Source organism: Burkholderia sp. BE12 (assembly GCF_002959955.1).
Taxonomy (GTDB): domain Bacteria; phylum Pseudomonadota; class Gammaproteobacteria; order Burkholderiales; family Burkholderiaceae; genus Burkholderia.
In genome coordinates this window covers 107,301-124,897 of the sequence record NZ_PREY01000020.1, presented here as the reverse complement: position 1 = coordinate 124,897, position 17,597 = coordinate 107,301, and the positions used below count along the sequence as shown (strand labels likewise).

At 68.2% G+C, this 17,597-nt stretch carries 15 protein-coding genes and 1 tRNA gene; 8 read left to right on the top strand and 8 right to left on the bottom strand.

The annotated features are described in order from the left end of the window. The 3 genes from C4B30_RS22625 to C4B30_RS22615 form a co-directional block, all read right to left on the bottom strand. On the bottom strand, positions 1–920 hold a 920-nt coding region (locus tag C4B30_RS22625; protein ID WP_105133051.1), incomplete at its 3' end, for a LysR family transcriptional regulator. 106 nt (positions 921–1,026) lie between these two features. Continuing rightward, complete coding sequence (locus tag C4B30_RS22620) at positions 1,027–1,446, bottom strand: ATP--cob(I)alamin adenosyltransferase (RefSeq protein ID WP_105133050.1); 420 nt, start codon at positions 1,444–1,446, stop codon at positions 1,027–1,029. 121 nt (positions 1,447–1,567) lie between these two features. After that, positions 1,568–2,368, bottom strand: a complete 801-nt coding sequence (locus C4B30_RS22615; RefSeq protein ID WP_089501322.1) for an AraC family transcriptional regulator — start codon at positions 2,366–2,368, stop codon at positions 1,568–1,570. Between the two features lie 165 nt (positions 2,369–2,533). Here C4B30_RS22615 and C4B30_RS22610 point away from each other — a divergent pair, with 165 nt between their 5' ends. Together C4B30_RS22610 and C4B30_RS22605 are read left to right on the top strand one after the other, a co-directional pair. Next, positions 2,534–3,160 (top strand): LysE family translocator, encoded by a 627-nt coding sequence (locus C4B30_RS22610; RefSeq protein WP_105133049.1) that lies wholly within the window; start codon positions 2,534–2,536, stop codon positions 3,158–3,160. A gap of 13 nt (positions 3,161–3,173) precedes the next feature. Then, a complete protein-coding gene (locus C4B30_RS22605; RefSeq protein ID WP_105133048.1) occupies positions 3,174–3,926 on the top strand; it encodes a class I SAM-dependent methyltransferase in 753 nt (250 codons plus the stop codon). A gap of 130 nt (positions 3,927–4,056) precedes the next feature. On the opposite strand, the gene rtcR is transcribed toward C4B30_RS22605, so the two are convergent. Next, positions 4,057–5,673: an RNA repair transcriptional activator RtcR gene (rtcR, locus tag C4B30_RS22600; protein ID WP_105133047.1), complete on the bottom strand. Its 1,617-nt coding sequence runs from the start codon at positions 5,671–5,673 to the stop codon at positions 4,057–4,059. Between the two features lie 336 nt (positions 5,674–6,009). Between rtcR and C4B30_RS35390 the strand changes: the two genes are divergently transcribed. The 5 genes from C4B30_RS35390 (at position 6,010) to C4B30_RS22580 (ending at position 11,049) form a co-directional block, all read left to right on the top strand. Next, positions 6,010–6,082, top strand: a tRNA-Phe gene (locus C4B30_RS35390). 257 nt (positions 6,083–6,339) lie between these two features. Continuing rightward, positions 6,340–7,479, top strand: a complete 1,140-nt coding sequence (locus tag C4B30_RS22595; protein WP_105133060.1) for a slipin family protein — start codon at positions 6,340–6,342, stop codon at positions 7,477–7,479. 60 nt (positions 7,480–7,539) lie between these two features. After that, the gene (locus C4B30_RS22590) at positions 7,540–8,763 is read left to right on the top strand and encodes an RtcB family protein (RefSeq protein WP_089502301.1); all 1,224 of its coding nucleotides are present in this window, start codon (positions 7,540–7,542) and stop codon (positions 8,761–8,763) included. Positions 8,764–8,818: 55 nt separating this feature from the next. Continuing rightward, positions 8,819–9,634 (top strand): nucleotidyltransferase domain-containing protein, encoded by an 816-nt coding sequence (locus C4B30_RS22585; RefSeq protein WP_105133046.1) that lies wholly within the window; start codon positions 8,819–8,821, stop codon positions 9,632–9,634. A gap of 263 nt (positions 9,635–9,897) precedes the next feature. Beyond that, on the top strand, positions 9,898–11,049 hold the full coding sequence (locus C4B30_RS22580) for a DUF1176 domain-containing protein (RefSeq protein WP_105133045.1): 1,152 nt from the start codon (positions 9,898–9,900) through the stop codon (positions 11,047–11,049). A 9-nt stretch (positions 11,050–11,058) separates the two neighbouring features. Here C4B30_RS22580 and C4B30_RS22575 read toward each other — a convergent pair whose 3' ends face one another. Next, positions 11,059–11,730 (bottom strand): O-methyltransferase, encoded by a 672-nt coding sequence (locus tag C4B30_RS22575; protein WP_027782390.1) that lies wholly within the window; start codon positions 11,728–11,730, stop codon positions 11,059–11,061. Positions 11,731–11,878: 148 nt separating this feature from the next. Between C4B30_RS22575 and C4B30_RS22570 the strand changes: the two genes are divergently transcribed. Beyond that, a complete protein-coding gene (locus C4B30_RS22570) occupies positions 11,879–13,174 on the top strand; it encodes an O-acetylhomoserine aminocarboxypropyltransferase/cysteine synthase family protein (RefSeq protein WP_105133044.1) in 1,296 nt (431 codons plus the stop codon). Between the two features lie 178 nt (positions 13,175–13,352). On the opposite strand, the gene C4B30_RS22565 is transcribed toward C4B30_RS22570, so the two are convergent. Genes C4B30_RS22565 through C4B30_RS22555 form a run of 3 tightly spaced genes read right to left on the bottom strand, consistent with a single transcriptional unit; the run spans position 13,353 to position 17,515 of the window. Then, positions 13,353–14,543, bottom strand: a complete 1,191-nt coding sequence (locus C4B30_RS22565; protein WP_105133043.1) for a phosphotransferase enzyme family protein — start codon at positions 14,541–14,543, stop codon at positions 13,353–13,355. A gap of 36 nt (positions 14,544–14,579) precedes the next feature. Then, positions 14,580–15,224 carry a nicotinamide riboside transporter PnuC gene (gene pnuC, locus C4B30_RS22560; protein ID WP_105133042.1) on the bottom strand — a complete coding sequence of 215 codons (645 nt, stop codon included), beginning with the start codon at positions 15,222–15,224 and terminating at the stop codon, positions 14,580–14,582. 59 nt (positions 15,225–15,283) lie between these two features. Then, entirely contained in the window at positions 15,284–17,515 is a 2,232-nt protein-coding gene (locus C4B30_RS22555; protein WP_105133041.1) for a TonB-dependent siderophore receptor, read from the bottom strand. Positions 17,516–17,597: the final 82 nt, after the last annotated feature.

The window sequence follows — 17,597 nt, the reverse complement described above, 5'->3', positions numbered from 1 at the left end:
GCCGCCAGCCCTTCCTGCTCATACCCGGCCTGCACGAAACGCTCGGCGATCCAGTCGACGAACGCGCGCACGCCGGGCGACACATGCGGGCGCTTCACGTAGACGGCCGATACGGCCAGCGCATCGGGCTGCCAGCCCGGCAGCACTTCCCTCAACCGCCCCGCCTCGATCAGCGGCTGCGCGGCGACACGCGTCGGCTGGATCAGCCCGAGGCCGTGCACGCCGCATGCGAGATACGCCTGCTCGTCGTCCACGCCGACGATGCCGTCGAGCCGCACCTTGCGCACCGCGTCGTCCACCACGAACTCGAGTTCGGCCGGACGCTGGCCGAATACGTGCGACCCGCCTACCGCGCGATGCGCGCCCAGCTCGTCGGGCGTGCGCGGCACGCCGAAGCGGTCGAGATACGCGGGGCTCGCGCACGTCACGCGCTCGAGCGAGCCGAGCCGGCGCGCGACGAGCGACGAATCGGGCAACGTACCGAGCCGGATGCTGCAATCGATCGCGTCGCCGATGCGATCGACCGCGCGCCCGGCCACGGCGAGCATCAGCTCGAGATCGGGATGCCGTGCGTGAAATTCGCCGAGCGCCGGCAACACGATCGCGCCCGCCACCGACGCCGGCAATTCGACGCGCAGTGGCCCGCTCGGATGCAGCGCGGCGCCGCGGATGCTGGCTTCGAGCTCGTCGACGTCCGCCGTGATGCTGACGCAGCGCCGGTAGTACGCGTCGCCTTCGGGCGTCGCCCGCAACGCGCGCGTCGTGCGCACCAGCAACGGCATGCCGAGCGCCGCTTCGAGCTCCTGCACGGTGCGCGTCGCGGTGGCGCGCGAAATGCCGAGCGCCTGCGCCGCGCGCGTAAAGCTGTTCATTTCGACGATGCGCGTGAAGATGCGCATCGCGCGGATCGGATTGTCCACCCAACACCTCTGCGTGGTTGCGATATGCCGCGGCGCGCGTTCGCGCCCCGTGCGTGCGTGTCGATGTCGATGTCGACGCAAGCCGCGCGACCCGCGCGGCCGTCGGTCAGGCGTTCGCCGCCGCGACGCTGCGCGCCGGTTCGGCGAGCAGCCGTTGCGCGAGCGCCAGCGCGTCGTCGCGGCTCGCCGCCGCATTCAGCGGATACCCCCAGACCTTCTCGAAGGCGCCCGAAAAGGCATTGAGCGCCACGCGCCGCGCCGCATTGGGCTCGATCGCGATCATCCCGGGAATCCATTCGCGCGACAGCGCGCGGTTGGCCTTGCTCCACTTCGCGAGCTGCTTGCGTATCTCGTGATCGTTGTCGGCGTGATCGTCGCCGGACGGCGCATCGTCGGTCAGAAGAACGAAGCGTTCGCGGCGCGCCAGCAGCGCGTCGAGTTCGGCAATCAGGCGGGTGGGATCGGTGTGAATCGAGCCGCTGTAACGCAGCCAGACGAACGGGAATTCAGTCGTGACGATTTGCATGTCGACCTCCAGATGAGAACGATTCTCATTTTATGGATCGACACCCGATGCGTCATTTCTCATCCCGGCCAACTGATTTTTCAATCCGGCCAAACGGTGCGCGGGCGCGCACTCCGGCCGTTCAGCGTTGCCGGTCGGTCAGGAATTGCGTCGGCGACTTGCCGGTCGCCTTGCGGAACATCGTGACGAAGCTGCTCGCGCTCTCGTAGCCGAGATCGATCGCGATCTGGTGTACGCGGCGGCCGGTCGTCAGCATCCGCAGCGACAGCGCGACGTGCAGCCGCCGGCGCCAGTCGCCGAGGCTCATCCCGAGTTCCTTCGTCGCGAGGCGCGTGAGGCTGCGCTCGCTGATGCCCGCGCGCCGGGCGAGTTCGGGCAGCGGCGACTTGTCGGCCGGATCGTCGAGCAGATGGTCGATCAGCTTGCGCAGCCGGCGGTCGGCCGGCATCGGCAGGTACAAGTCCTCGACCGGCGCCGCGACGAGTTCGTCGAGCAGCGTCGCCACCAGCCGCCCTTGCGGCCCGTCGACGTCGTACAGGTTCGGGAAGCTGGCCGCCTTCAGCAGCAGCTCGCGCAACAGCGGCGACGTGGCCAGCGTGCAGCAGCGCGTGGGCAGGTCGAGCGCCGCGTCGGGTTCGACCAGTACCGCGTAGAAGGTCGCGCCGGCCGAGCCGCGCGCCGCATGCGGGACGTCGCCCGGAATCCACACCGTGCATTGCGGCGGCGCGCTCCACACGCCGCCGTCGATCTCGCAATAGACGACGCCGCTCAGCGTGTAGAGCAGTTGCGCCTGACGATGGCTGTGCCGCTCCAGCCGCCATTCGGGTTCGACGACCGAGCCGCCGAACACCACGAGCGGACGCGGCACGTGATAGACGTCGGCGTCCGCGGCGGGATCGGTAATCGGTGGAAGGTCGCGCATGGAACGACGGGCTGTGGAAAAGGCCGGACGCCGGCGCGTCCTTTCGTGCTTATACCAGAAAGGTGCCGGCGCGGCCGTGCCGTTCGACGAGGCGTCTGCGGCCGTGCGCCGAACCGAATACAATGCGCCGATCCCCTGCCGCTGCGCCAACCTGCCGGAGCCGCCATGTTCGACCTGACCACGCTGACCACCTTCACGGCCGTCGTTCTGGGCCTGTTCCTGATCCCCGGGCCCGCCGTGCTGCTCGTGCTGAGCCGCACCGTGCAGGGCGGGCGCAAGACCGGCATCCTGACCGGCCTCGGCGTCGCGAGCGGCGACTTCGTGCATACGCTGTTCGCGGCCGTCGGGCTGTCCGCGCTGCTGATGACGTCGGCGCTCGCATTCAACGTCGTGAAGCTGGCGGGCGCCGCGTACCTGATCTATCTCGGCGTGCGCGCGCTGCTCGAGAAGGCTGCCGATCCGTCGCTGCCGCAGGTGTCGCCCGTCACGCCGCTCAAGGCGTACCTGCAGGCGATTCCCGCCGAAGTGCTGAATCCGAAAACCGCGCTGTTCTTTCTCGCGTTCATGCCGCAGTTCGTGCATCCGGAGCGCGGCTCGACGTTCGTGCAGTTCGCGGTGCTCGGGCTGATCTTCGTTGTGCTGAGCTCGCTCTACACGACGCTGCTCGCGTGCTCGATCCGCCCGCTCGGCCGCGTCGTGAAGCGGCTCACGTGGCTCACGCGCTGGCAGGGCAAGATCATCGGCTCGATCTTCATCGCGCTCGGGCTGCGCGTGGCCGTGCAGCAGCGCTGATGCGCGCGGCCGCATGACGCGCGCCGGCGCCGACCTGCTCTACACCGACCCGCGCCTCGTCGCGGTGTACGACCTGTTCAACGCGGGCGATCGGGACTTCGCGTTCTACGCCGCCGCGATCGGCGCCGCGCCGCAACGCATCCTCGATCTCGGCTGCGGCACCGGCACGTTCGCACGACGGCTCGCGGCGGCCGGGCACGACGTCGTCGCGATCGATCCCGCACCGGCAATGATCGATTACGCGCGACGCCAGCCGGGCGCCGACGCCGTGCGCTGGTTCGCTTGCGGGCTCGGCGGCCTGCCGCCCGGTGCGCCCTTCGATGCGGTCGTGATGACCGGGCATGCGTTCCAATGCCTGCTGAGCGACGACGACATCGACGCGACGCTGCACGGCGTGCGACACGTGCTCGCCGACGGCGGCCGCTTCCTGTTCGACACCCGCAACCCGCGCACCGAACCGTGGCGAGCATGGACGCCCGCGCAGTCGGCACGCAGCGTCGAATCCCGCGCATTCGGCATCGTCGATCTCCATCACGCGGTGCGGGCGGTCGACGGCGCGATCGTGACGTTCGACACGCACTACTGCTTCCGCCGCGACGATACGGTGTTGACGAATACGAGCCGGCTGCGTTTCATCGCTCAATCCGAATTGCAGGCCCGCGTGGCGGCGGCCGGTTTCGCGTCGGCCGACTGGCGCGGCGACTGGCAGCATGCGCCGTTCGACGAGGCGACCAGCGCGGAGATCATCGCGATCTGCCGCGCATGAGCGCGCCTGAATGCGCGCGCATCGATTGCGTCAGCCGGCGGCGGGCAGCGTGTCCACCGCATACGCATACCGGAATCGTGCGGCGCAACCGCCCAACGCGGCACGGACATCACGCGCACCCCTCTCGTCATCACAAGCCATCGAGCGAGCGCCGCACGCCGTCCCAATCGAGCCCGAACCGCGCGAGATACTTGCGCAACCGGTCCGCATCATTCGGCTGCTTCTTGTTCTGCCGCGACACCGCGAACAGCGTGCGGCCGGCATCCGACAGGCTCGCCGACGTACGGCACACGTCGAGCACGCCTTCGAGCTGCGCACGGTCGAACAGGTCGAGTTCCGCCGCACGCGCACCGAGCACCGCGTCGACGCACGCATCGGATGCCCCCGCGCCGCCCGACGACGACCACGTGCGCGTCAGCCGCTCGACTTCCTGCTCGGCGAGCGCCTCGGTGATCCGCCCCGCCTCGGCCAGCGTCGCCATCCGCGTGACCGAGGCCGACAGTTCGCGGAAATTGCCGGCCCACGTCGCGCGCGGCGATGCCGCGAACGCAAGATAGCGCCGCTTCGCCTCCACGTTGAAACGCACCTGCTCGCCCTGCTCGCGGCCGAAACGGTCGAGCTCGAATTCGAGGTTCGGCTCGATGTCCTCGCGGCGCTCGGCGAGCCCCGGCAATTCGTAAGTCCACAGGTTGATCCGCGCATAGAGATCCTCGCGGAACGTACCGGCCGCCACCATCTGCCGCAGGTCGCGGTGCGTGCCCGCGATCAGCTCGAAATCACTGGTCGCCTCGACGTCCGCGCCGACCGGCAGGAAACGCTTCTCCTCGATCGCCTTCAGCAGCATCGCCTGTTCGTCGAGCCCGAGTTCGCCGATCTCGTCGAGAAACAGCAGCCCGCCTTCCGCCGCGCGCAGCAGCCCCGCGCGCGCCGACTGCGCCCCCGTGAACGCGCCCTTCACGTGACCGAACAGCGTCGACATCGCCGCGTCGCCGCGCAGCGTCGCGCAGTTGATCTCGATGAACGGCCCCGCGAGCCGATGGCGGCCGCGCTTCAGCTCGTACACGCGCTTCGCGAGAAACGACTTGCCGGCCCCCGTCGGCCCGACCAGCAGCATCGGCGCGCGCGAACGCACGGCCACGCGCTCGAGTTGCTCGATCAGCGCATTGAAGCGCGCGTTGCGCGTCGCGATGCCGGCCTTCAGGAACGACACCGTTTCGTCGCGCTCGCGCGTGAAGCGCTGCGCGATCCGGTTGTAGCGGGACAGGTCGAGATCGATCACCGAGATCGTCCCCGGCCCGCTCGGCCCCTCGTCGGTTCGCTGCGGCGGCCCCGTCTGCACGAGGCGGGCGGGCAGGTAGCGCGCTTCCGCCAGCAGGAACCAGCAGATCTGCGCGACGTGCGTGCCAGTCGTGATGTGGATCAGGTAATCCTCGTGTTCGAGGTCGAACGGATACGCACGTGCGTAGTCGTGCAGCGTCGCATAGACCTCCTCGAAATCCCACGGATCGTGGATCGTGACCGGCGTGAGCCGCACGTCGGTGTGCGGCGACAGGCGCGCGAGATCGTCCCGAACCTGGTTGGCAAGGCGCGTGTAGCTCAGCGGATGCAGCAACTCGAGTCGGTCGATCGGCAGGTCGGGCTGCTCGCACAACGAGATCGTCGGCCGCCATTTGCGGTGGCGGCGCGGCGCACGACCGCCCTGATCGAGCACTGTGCCGAGAAAGCCGATTGCGACGGTTTTGCGCATGTTTATCTCATAGGATAAGAAGTGATCCAATTGTATCGGATATTCATGACGACACGATGCGGCAAGCATCGGTACCCGGCCGCGAGAGGCAAACAATTTCCCTTTAATTTCAATCACCTGAGAAATTTTGCGCAGGCCCGCGACGCCGCTGGCACGCTCCTCGCTAAATAAAGGCGCCGGATGTCCCGCTGGCCCACGAGCCAGGGTTCACACGCCCTGCTGGTGCGCCGCCGCCGAACCTCGTTCGTCGCGGCAGCGCATGCCGCCATGGACAGACGACGGCAAAGGGGCGCGCGCCAGGATGCTTCGCCCGGGTTCGAATCCCGGGGCGCCCATTGTTCGGAAGCTCATTCAGGTCGAGCAGCCGGCGAAAGCCGGCCGGTGGCGGGTTCGAATCCCGCTCGAACGCTGTCCGCAAGGACGGTCTCGTATGAAAAGCAGTACCCGCCGGTGCGGGCCGCGAGGCCCGCCGCGCGTCGGACCGATTGCGGTTCCGCGCGATCGGCCGGGCGGCCGCACGGCCCGCGCGAATGCGCACGACGACGCAATGCAGGAGGCGTCGCCATGCACGTCGACGCCGGCCAGCGCGCCGCCTGCCCGATTGCGTCGCATCACGATCCGAACGATGCGCGTCACCCGGCGGCCATTGAAGAAAAGGACAAGAATATGTGGAAACGTCATGTAGTGAAGAAGAACGAACGCGCGCTGCTGATGAGCGAGGGCGATTTCGTGAAGGTGCTGGAACCGGGCGTGTTCAAGGCCTTCGATCCGTTCAAGCGCCTGTCGGTGCAGACCGCGCGTCTCGACGCGCCGCTCGCCGACGAAGCGCTGGCCGATTACCTGCGGCACGACGCACAGGACGTGCTCGCGCGGTATTTCGTCGCGATGGATCTGGCCGACGACGAAGCCGGCTTGCGCTATGAAGACGACGTGCTCGTCGAAATCCTGGCGCCGGGCACGCGCCGGCTGTACTGGCGCGGCCTGACCGCGCATCGGCTGGAGCGCATCGATCTCGCGCAGGACAGCATGCTGCCCGCCGCGCTCGTGAAGCGCATCGCGCAGCCGTCGCTGCGTGCGCGCGGCGTGACGGGCCTGACGGGCGTGCTGCTGGTGCAAGTGCCGGCGTACCACGTCGGTGTACTGAAGATCGACGGCAAGATCGAGCGGTTGCTGGACGCGGGTACGTCGGGGTTCTGGCGCTTCAACCGCGACGTCGCGGTCGAACCGGTCGACCTGCGCGTGCAGGCGCTCGAAGTCGGCGGTCAGGAAATCCTGACGCGCGACAAGGTCGCGCTGCGGCTGAACTTGTCGGCGACGTGGCGCTATGCGGACGTGCTGCATGCGTTCGGCCAGTTGCAGAAACCGGTCGAGCACCTGTATCGCGAGCTGCAGTTCGCACTGCGTGCGGCCGTCGGTACGCGCTCGCTCGACGAGCTGCTGGAAGACAAGCAGTCGATCGACGAGGTCGTGATCGCACAGGTGCGTGCGCGCCTCGAAAACTCGGGCGTGGACGTGCGCAGCGTCGGGGTGAAGGATATCGTGCTGCCGGGCGACATGAAGACGATCCTCGCGCAGGTGGTCGAAGCGGAGAAATCCGCGCAGGCGAACGTGATTCGCCGCCGCGAGGAAACGGCGGCCACGCGTTCGCTGCTGAACACCGCGAAGGTAATGGAAGAAAACCCGACCGCGCTGCGGCTCAAGGAGCTGGAAACGCTCGAGCGCGTCGCGGAACGGATCGACCGCATCTCGGTGTTCGGCGGTCTCGACCAGGTGCTGAACGGACTCGTCAGCATCAAGGGCGCTTAGGGTATGAAACGGTGCGGCGCACGTGTGCCGCGCCGCGCAAATGAATGAATGGTGAAGCAAATGACTGAAACGGATTATCAGGTGATGGAACTGGCGAACGGCAAGCCGGTGAAGATGTGGACGCAAGGCGTCGCCGTCGAGGACGAAGCGCGCGCGCAACTGCGCAACACCGCGCGGATGCCGTTCATCTTCGGCCACGTCGCGGTGATGCCGGACGTGCACCTCGGCAAGGGTTCGACGATCGGCAGCGTGATTCCGACGAAAGGCGCGATCATTCCGGCCGCGGTCGGCGTCGACATCGGTTGCGGGATGATGGCGGCGCGCACGACGCTGACGGCGTCCGATCTGCCGGACTCGCTTGTCGGGTTGCGCAGCGCGATCGAGCGCGCGGTGCCGCACGGCCGCGCGCCGGGCCGCCGCGACCCGGGCGCGTGGGGCGATCGCACGCCGGCCGCCGTGACCGACGCATGGAAGTCGCTGCAACCGGGCTTCCAGCGGATCGTCGACAAGTATCCGAAGCTGGAAAAGACGAACCACTACGCGCATCTCGGCACGCTCGGCACCGGCAATCACTTCATCGAAGTATGCGTCGATGAAGCGGACCACGTGTGGTTCATGCTGCACAGCGGCTCGCGCGGCGTCGGCAACGCGATCGGCAGCCTGTTCATCGAACTCGCGCAGGCCGACATGCGGCAGCACATCGCGAACCTGCCGGACCGCAATCTCGCGTATTTCACCGAAGGCAGCCGGCACTTCGACGATTACGTCGAAGCGGTCGGCTGGGCGCAGGACTACGCGCGGCGCAACCGACAGGCGATGATGGACGCGGTGATCGGCGCGGCGCGCGGCGTGATCACGAAGCCGTTCGCGCTCGACGAGCACGCGGTGAACTGCCATCACAACTACGTGCAGCGCGAACGCCACTTCGGCGAAGACGTGCTCGTGACGCGCAAGGGCGCGGTGTCCGCGCAGAAGGGCCAGCTCGGGATCATTCCGGGCTCGATGGGCGCGAAGAGCTTCATCGTGCGCGGGCTCGGCAACCCGGAAAGCTTCTGCTCGTGTAGCCACGGCGCGGGCCGGACGATGAGCCGCACCGAAGCGAAGCGCCGCTTCACGGCCGACGATCAGGCGAAGGCGACGCAGGGCGTCGAATGCCGGAAGGACGCGGGCGTCGTCGACGAAATCCCGATGGCCTACAAGGATATCGACGCGGTGATGGCGGCCCAGCGCAGCCTCGTCGAAGTGGTGCATACGCTGCGCCAGGTGGTGTGCGTGAAAGGATAGCGCGGCGCGCGGCCGATGGCCGGCGGCCGCACGCAACGAAAAGGAAACAACAAGAATGAATACGGATAAGGCAATGACAACCGTGCGCAGCGCACATCCGGTCGACCCGGCCGTGCGTGCGCGCGTGATGGCGGAACTCGCGGAAGTCGAGCGCCGCCACGACGTGAGCGTGCTGTTCGCATGCGAATCGGGCAGCCGCGGCTGGGGCTTCGCATCGCCGGACAGCGATTACGACGTGCGCTTCGTGTACGTGCACCGGCGCGACTGGTACCTGAGTGTCGAACCGCAACGCGACGTGATCGAGCGGCCGCTCGACGACGAGCTCGACGTCAGCGGCTGGGAGCTGCGCAAGACGCTACAACTGCTGCGCCGGTCGAACCCGACGCTGCTCGAATGGCTCGACTCGCCTGTCGTGTATCGAGAAGACGCGCGCTGGGCGCCGCGGCTGAGGTCGCTGGCGTCGGCGTTCTTCTCGCCGGTGCGCGGGCGTCATCACTACCTCGCGATGGCGAAGAAGAACTTTCGCGGCTACCTGCAAGGCGACACGGTGCGTTACAAGAAGTACCTGTACGTGCTGCGACCGCTGCTCGCGGTGCGCTGGATCGACATGGGACTCGGCATGCCGCCGATGCGCTTCGCGGATCTCGTCGAAGGCACGGTGCACGAGCCGGCGGTGCGCGGGGAGCTCGATGCGTTGCTCGCGTTGAAGATGAGCGCGAGCGAAAGCGAATACGGGCCGCGTCGGCCCGCGATCCATGCGCTCGTCGAGACGATGCTCGCCGATGCCGAACACGATCGCGAATACAAGCGGCCGTGGGGCGATGTGGCGATGCTCGATACGTTCCTGCGCGACGTGGTCGACGGTCGATGAAAGACAAACGGTGCGATGCCTGCGGGCATCGCCGTTTCCGCATCTGCACACGCCCGCCGGCTGCCGGTGAGCAACGTGCGTGCCCGCACGCTACGCGTCGTCGCGCCGAACGCAGCCCCGGTGCGGCGGTATACTCTTGGTCTCATTCGGCACAGCGCACCGCGTCGTGCGCGGCTGCACTCGACGTGCACCGCTTGCTGACGATGCGCTTGCAGTCCGACGTCTTCCTTCCGCCCGCCCGTTCACAGCCGATACGAACCGTCATGTCGCACCGCCTTTCGCTTGCCCTCGCCGCCCTCCTCGCCGCTTCCCCGCTCGCCGCGCAGGCTCGCCCGCTCGCGCGGCCGCCGGTCGAGCGCGATTTCAAGAGCTGGTCGGTCGTCTGCGACAACGGCAATCGCTGTATCGCGGAAAGTCACGCCGACGATATCGACGATGCACGTCCCACCCTCATCCTGCGCGTGACGCGCGATGCCGGCCCGGACGCGCAACCGTCGCTCGACCTCTACGCATCGGCGCCGATCGACTTGCGCACCGCACGCGTCGATGGCCGGCCGTTCGATGCGATGCCGGCGCAATGGCATGCGTTCGGCGACACGGCCGACGACGAAGCGCACCCGTTCCGGGTCCGGACCAACGATCCGGCCACGGTGGCCGCGTGGCTCGCCGCGGCGCGCAATGCACAACTGCTGAGCTTTGGCGATCCGGCGTCGGCGCACACCGCGCGGACGCCGTTGGCGGGGTTGAATGCCGCGCTGCTGCTGATCGACGACACGCAGGGTCGCGTCGGCACGGTCACGGCGCTGTTGCGCCCCGGCACCCGGCCTGCGTCGTCGGTGCCGACCGCGCCCGCACTGCCGCCCGCGGTCACGCCCGCGCCGCCGGCCGCCTCGACCCTGTCGATCGCCGAACAGCGTCCGCTCGTCGACGCGGTCCTCGCGAAATTCGGCGCCGACGTTAAGCAATGTGCGGCCGATGTCGAAGACGAAATGTCGGCGAGCGACCGCAGGAAAGCGTCGAGAGCCGTCGCGATTTCGTCCGACGAGGCGCTCGTCGCGATCCCGTGCCAGACCAGCAGCCTGTATAACCACACCGACCTGTGGTATCGCGTGCGCCGCAGCGCTCCGTACATGCCGGCCGCGATGAATTTCGGCGAGAACGCGAGCGCGGGCCTCGATTCGGCGTCGTTCGCGAACGAGCTGACCGACGCCGGCTACGATTCCGCCAGCGCGACGCTGTCGAGCACGGTCCGGTTGCGCAGCGCCGGCGATTGCGGCTCGACCGCGTCGTGGGTGTTCGACGGCCGGCGCTTCGTGCTCGACGACCTCGCGACGCACGGCACCTGCAACGGTCTGTTCCAGGCTCAATGGCCGCGCCTGTATCGCCGGGCCGATGCGGCCGACAGCCCGCACTGACGCGTCACGTCACGCGGCGCCGACGATCGAGATCGAGAATCCGTCCCAGCCCTTCTGCCCGACCGTCTGCACGGCGGTCGTCATGAGCGCCGGCTCGGCCGCGAGGCGCGCGAATCCGTCGCGCACGCCGACCACGTCCGGCTCGCGATTGCCGGGATCGGCCACGCGCCCGTTCCGCACGACGTTGTCGACGACGATCACCGTGCCGGGCCGCGACAACTTCAGCGCCGCGTCGAGATAAACGGCGTTGTTGTCCTTGTCCGCATCGATGAAGATGAAATCGAACGGCGCCTCGCCGGCGTCGACGAGCCGCGCGAGGCTCTCCTTCGCGCTGCCGACCACCACCGACACGACCGCCGCGAACCCCGCACGCGCGATGTTCTGCGTCGCGACCTTCGCGTGTGCGGGGTTCAGCTCGAGCGTCACGAGCGAACCGCCCGGCGGCAACGCGCGCGCCAGCCAGATCGTACTGTAGCCGCCGAGCGTGCCGACTTCGAGGATCCGCCGCGCGCCGCGGATCGTCGCGAGCAACTGCAACAGCTTGCCCTGGTTCGGCGCGACGTTGATCGCCGGCAATCCGGCCGCGTCGCTCGCGGCCAGCGCGGCGTCGAGCGCGGCGTCGGACGGCACGAGCGTCGCCGAGAAATACGCATCCACCTGGTTCCACCGATCCTGATCCATCGCGCACCTTTCGTCTGCGGAAAAAGGCATTCTATGCGCCACGCCGCGATAAGCAACACACCATTCGTTCTAAGAGCAGCCATACACGTGCTCCTATAATCGCCGGACGGCAGGACCCTCGACCTTCACAACAACAAACGGAGCACCCATGACCGATCAGGCCAATCCGAACTGGCGCCTCGAAACCATCGCCGTGCACGGCGGTTATCGTCCCGATCCGACCACGCGCGCGGTCGCCGTCCCGATCTACCAGACCGTTGCGTACGCATTCGACGACACGCAGCACGGCGCCGATCTGTTCGACCTGAAGGTCCAGGGCAACATCTACACGCGGATCATGAACCCGACGACGGACGTGCTCGAGCAGCGGATCGCCGCGCTCGAGGGCGGCATCGGCGCGCTCGCGCTCGCGTCGGGGCAATCCGCCGTCACGTACGCGATCCAGACGATCGCCGAAGCCGGCGACAACATCGTGTCCGCGAGTTCGTTGTATGGCGGCACCTACAACCTGTTCGCGCATACGCTGCCGCAATACGGGATCACCACGCGCTTCGCCGATCCGCGCGATCCCGCATCGTTCGCACCGCTGATCGATACGCGCACGAAGGCGATCTTCGCGGAATCGGTCGGCAACCCGCTCGGCAACATCACCGACATCGCCGCGCTCGCCGAGATCGCGCATCGCCACGGCATCCCGCTGATCGTCGACAACACGGTGCCGTCGCCGTATCTGCTGCGCCCGTTCGAACACGGCGCGGACATCGTCGTGCATTCGCTGACGAAGTATCTCGGCGGGCACGGCACGAGCCTCGGCGGCGCGATCGTCGATTCGGGCAAGTTCCCGTGGGCCGAACACGCGGACCGCTTCAAGCGGCTGAACGAGCCGGACGTCAGCTATCACGGTGTCGTCTATACCGACGCGTTCGGAGCGGCCGCCTATATCGGCCGCGCCCGCGTGGTGCCGCTGCGCAACATGGGCGCGGCGATCTCCCCATTCAACGCATTCCAGATCCTGCAAGGGATCGAGACGCTCGCACTGCGTATCGAGCGGATCAGCGACAACGCGCTGAAGATCGCTCAGCATCTCGCGCGCCACGAGCACGTCGAATGGGTGAACTACGCAGGCCTGCCCGATCACCCCGATCATCCGCTCGTCGCGCGCTACCTGTCGGGCCGCGCGCCGGGCATCCTGACGTTCGGCGTGAAGGGCGGCCGCGACGGCGGCGCGAAGTTCCAGGATGCGCTGAAGCTGTTCACACGGCTCGTCAACATCGGCGATACGAAGTCGCTCGCGACGCACCCGGCATCGACCACGCACCGTCAGCTGTCGCCGGCCGAACTCGCGAAGGCCGGCGTGAAGGAAGAAACGGTGCGGCTGTCGATCGGCATCGAGCATATCGACGACCTGCTCGCCGATCTCGACCAGGCGCTCGCGCAGCTTTGATCGGAACGGGCGCGCCGGCATGCCGGTGCGCCCGCATCAAACCGCTTGACCCTGGAGCGGCTTCAAGGTGTTCAATCCCCGGTTGATGCCGGGGCGGCGCCCGGCGCGCACGATCGTGCCACGCAGCCTTCGCTGCGACACGCCAACCGCCGAGAGGCTATCAGCCTATTCCCCAGAATCAGGCAAGCCCTTGCTTCGCGCGCCGCCGCTGCACGAGCCAGTCGAGCAGTTGTCGCCCGTCGCGCTCGCCGAACCAGCGCGCGTGCCCGATCAGGTAGCCGTCGTACGCGATGTCGACGATCGCCGGCGCATCGATGATGCAACCGAAATACGCGACTTCCGACAGCGCGAACTCCGTATGCACGATCGGCAGCAGCGCGACCAGCGCCGCATACGCGTCGTCGCTCAACGGTTCGAGCGATTCGTAGCCGTCGAGCAGTGCGTCGATCTGGTCGTATTCGATGCGCCGCGCATCGGCCGGCGCCATCCAGTCGACCGTATTGCGCTCGATCGCGAGCGCGAGGTCCATCACCGCGCAGGTGCGGTCCGACAAGCCGAAATCGAGCACGGTCCGGACCTGCGCACCGGGCCCCGCATCGGTCCACAACAGGTTCGACGCGTGCCAGTCGCCGTGCGTCCACAGCGGCGACAACGCGGGCAGCAGCGGCACGAGGCGGGCGTGATACGGCCCGATCGCGTCGGCCACGTCGCCACGCCAGTCGCGCGAGCCGAGCGCGCGCACGAGCAGCGGCTGCGCGTCGACCCAGCGTTCGAGCGCACCCGCCAGATCGGCGGACGACAGCACGCGGAAGCTCGACAGCAGCGTGCGCACGGGCCGCGCGGGCGCATCGTAGCCGGCCGACGCGCGATGCAGTTCGGCCAGCGCGCGGCCGGCCGCATACGCATGCGAAGGATGCGTGAACGGCTGCCACGACATCACGCCGCGATACGGATCGACGCCGGGCGCGAGCACGTGCACCTCGTACGTCCATTCGCCGGACGCAAACGCGGTCGCACCGTTGCGATCGGCCAGCACGTCCACCACCGGAACGCCGCGTGCGCGCAGATGCGCGATGAAGCGATGCTCTTCCTCGAGCCCCGCGACATCGCGCAGGCTCGCGTGATGACGCTTGACGAACAACCCGCGCCCGTCCGCCATTCGCACCAGCACGGCCGCCGCGAACTGCCGCGGGCTGTGCCACGTCAGCCGCACCGGCTCGCCCGCGCCGTCGATCCGCGCGAGCACGGCCGCCACTTCATCGTGCGTCATCAGCGGCCAGTCGCGTTCGGCCTGCTCGCCGTCCACGCCGAATTGCGGCGGCGCGACGTCGCGCGACAGGGGGCCGTCCGGCTCGAGGGGGAATGACATGAACGGCGTTGCTCCGTAGTTGAATCCGTGCGCGAATCAGCGCGCGCCGCCGCCCGATGCGAGCGGGCCGGCGGCGGCCGCGCGCAATGCGGCGGCCGTCCGGCTCCAGTCGCGCCAGCCGATGACCGCCAACCCGACGAACAGCGCATAGAGTCCGGCCGTCAGATACAGTTCCTTGAACACGAACATCCCGACGTACACGACGTTCACGACGATCCACAGCCCCCACGACGCGATGTAGCGCCGTGCGGTCCAGTATTGCGCGACGAGGCTGAACGCGGTCAGCGACGCATCGACGAACGGCAGCGCCGCATCGGTCCAGCGCGCCATCATCCCGCCGAGCAGCGCGCTGCCGACGACGGCCGCGATCAGGTCGGGCAGCATCTGCCGTGGCCGCACGCCGGTCACGGGCGCGACATCGCCGGCTGGCGCCGCCTCGCCGTCGGCACCGCCGGCGGCCTCGCTCGCGCGCTGCGCGAGCCAGCGCTGCCAGCCGTACACCTGCAGCACCGCGAACGCGCCCTGCAGCAGCATGTCGGAATACAGCTTCGCGTCGAAGAAGATCCAGCCGTACAGCGCGACCGATGCGAGGCCGACCGGCCAGCACAGCATGCGTCGTTTCGCGGTCAGCCAGATCGCGAGCGCGCTGACGATCACGCCGGCGATTTCGAGTGGGGACATCGTCTGTGGTCTCCTGATGGGCTGCCGGGGCCGCGCGTCACGCAGCCGATTCCGGTCGGTCAGAAATCATAGGTCAACGACACGCGCGCGGTGCGCGGCGCGCCCGGGAACAGGTACGCATCGCCCTGCTGCTCGCCTGCGTCGCGCCAGTAGAACTTGTTGAACAGATTGTCCACCGACACGCGCAACACCGTGCGATGGCCGCCGATCTTCGTCGTATAACGCGCGCCAAGATTGAACACGAACCACGACGGCACGCGCGCGGTGCCTTCCTCGTTCGCGTTGCGCGCCGCGCTGTATTCCACGCCGCCGAGCATGTTCAGGCCCGCGATGCCCGGCACCGCGTAGTCCGCATACAGCGACGCGCGCAGCGCGGGCACGTTGATGATCTGGTGCCCTTCGTAGGCCGGCGAGCCCGAATCGACCGCGCGGGCGCGGATCGCCGCGACGCTGGCCGTCAACCCCAGCCGCTCGGTCACGCGACCGGCCGCGCCGAGCTCGATTCCCTGGTGCCGCTGCGTGCCGCGCTGCACGAACGTGTAGGTCGTGCCCGACGCGTCCGGGTCGGCGAACTGGAACGGCTTGCTGATCGAGAACACGGCCGCCGTGAGGCTCAATCGGTCGAGCCAGTCGTATTTCGCGCCGACCTCGAACTGGTGCGATTCGACGGGCGGCAGGAACGCATACGCGTTGGTCGCGCGCACGGGCGCCTGGTCGCCGAGCGACAGCGCCTTGCTGTACGACGCATACAGCGACAGCACGTTCACCGGCTTGTAGACGAGCGCGACCTGCGGCAGGAACACCGAGCGGTCGGTATGCGTCGTGTCGCCGTCGGCGCTGCTCCAGCTGCGCTGGCGCAGCAGCACTTCCTTGCCGCCCGCGAGCACTTGCCAGTGTTCGCCGATGCTGATGCGGTCGAGCCCGAACACGCCGTACTGCCACGCATCGAGGCGCGGATACGACGGCCCGGGCGAATTCGGCGACGGCGAGAAGGTCAGGTCGGGCCCGTAGACGTTCTCGCTGCCCACGTAGTCGTACACGGCGTCGGCCATGTGCACGACGCGGCGCTGCACGCTCACGCCGAGCGTCAGCTCGTGCCGCAGCGGGCCGGTCGCGAACTTGCCCGTCGTGACCGCGCGCAGATCGTCGTTGCGCCGGTATTCGCCGGGGCTGCGGAAATCGTATACGTCGTAGTCGCCGTTCGCGCCGAAGAAGAACGGCGACGTCGCGCCGGCCGCGCAGCTTGCCGCATACGAGCAGCCGTATGCGAACGCGCTGTTGTCGTCGATCATCGTGCGACTGCGCCCGGCGGCGACGTAGGCCTTCCAGTCGTCGTTGAATTGATAGTCGAAACGCGCGTTCAGGTTCAGCGCATCGGTCGTCACCGGTTTCGCCCACGGCTGCGTGCCGAGCGCCTTCGACGTCGTCTTGACCGACGGCACGACGGTGCCGCCGAGCAACTGGTAGCCGGGCGCGGAACGCTGGATCCACTGCTGGAATTCGGCATTGAGCTGCAGGCTCGCGCGCGGACCGATGTCCCAGTCGGCGGCGATCGAGCCGAACGTGCGCCGCCCGTTCGTGCCGTCGATATAGGAGTGCATGTTCTCCTTCGCCGCATTGATCCGGAACCCGAACTGATGGTCGGGGCCGAAGCGGCGGCCGAGATCGACGGCCGCCGACGTCGAGCCGCGGCTGTCGACGCCGCCCGTCACGCTCGCGACGTTCGCCGAGCGCTTGGTCACGAAGTTGATCACGCCGCCCGGCGCGACGACGCCGCTGTCGATGCCCGCCAGCCCTTTCAGGATCTCGACGCGCTCCTTGTTCTCGAGCGGCACGTTCTGCTCGCCGGACACCGTCAGTCCGTCGATCCGGATCGCGCTCGCGAGATCGACCGGAAAGCCGCGAATCGCGAAGCCTTCGAAATAGCCGACCGGCGCATAGTCGTTGACGACCGATGCATCGTTGCGCACGACGTCGCTCAAGCGCTTCGCCTGCTGATCGTCGATCAGCGCGCGCGTGACGACGTTCACCGACGCCGGCGTGTCGCGCAGCGGCGCGTCGTCGAGCCCCGCGACCGACGCTTCGCGCGCCCGCAGCGGGTGGCTGCGCTCGCCGCTCACCGTGATCGCGGGCAGCGTCGCGTTGCCGGTCGCGTCTGCGCCCGGTGCGGGCGTGTCGCCCGGTGCCGCCGCGGCCTGCGCCGCGAAAAGCGTGACGCCGAGGCCGACACCGAGCCCGACCTTCGCGCGCCGCCGCCGTGCGGGCGCCGCTGTTGTTCTATTCACCGTCATCGTTCTGGAAGGAAAACTCGCCACTCGACCCTGTCGAAACCCGTTGGAAGCTGCGAAGCGTACGCCCGCGGACGCTGCCGCG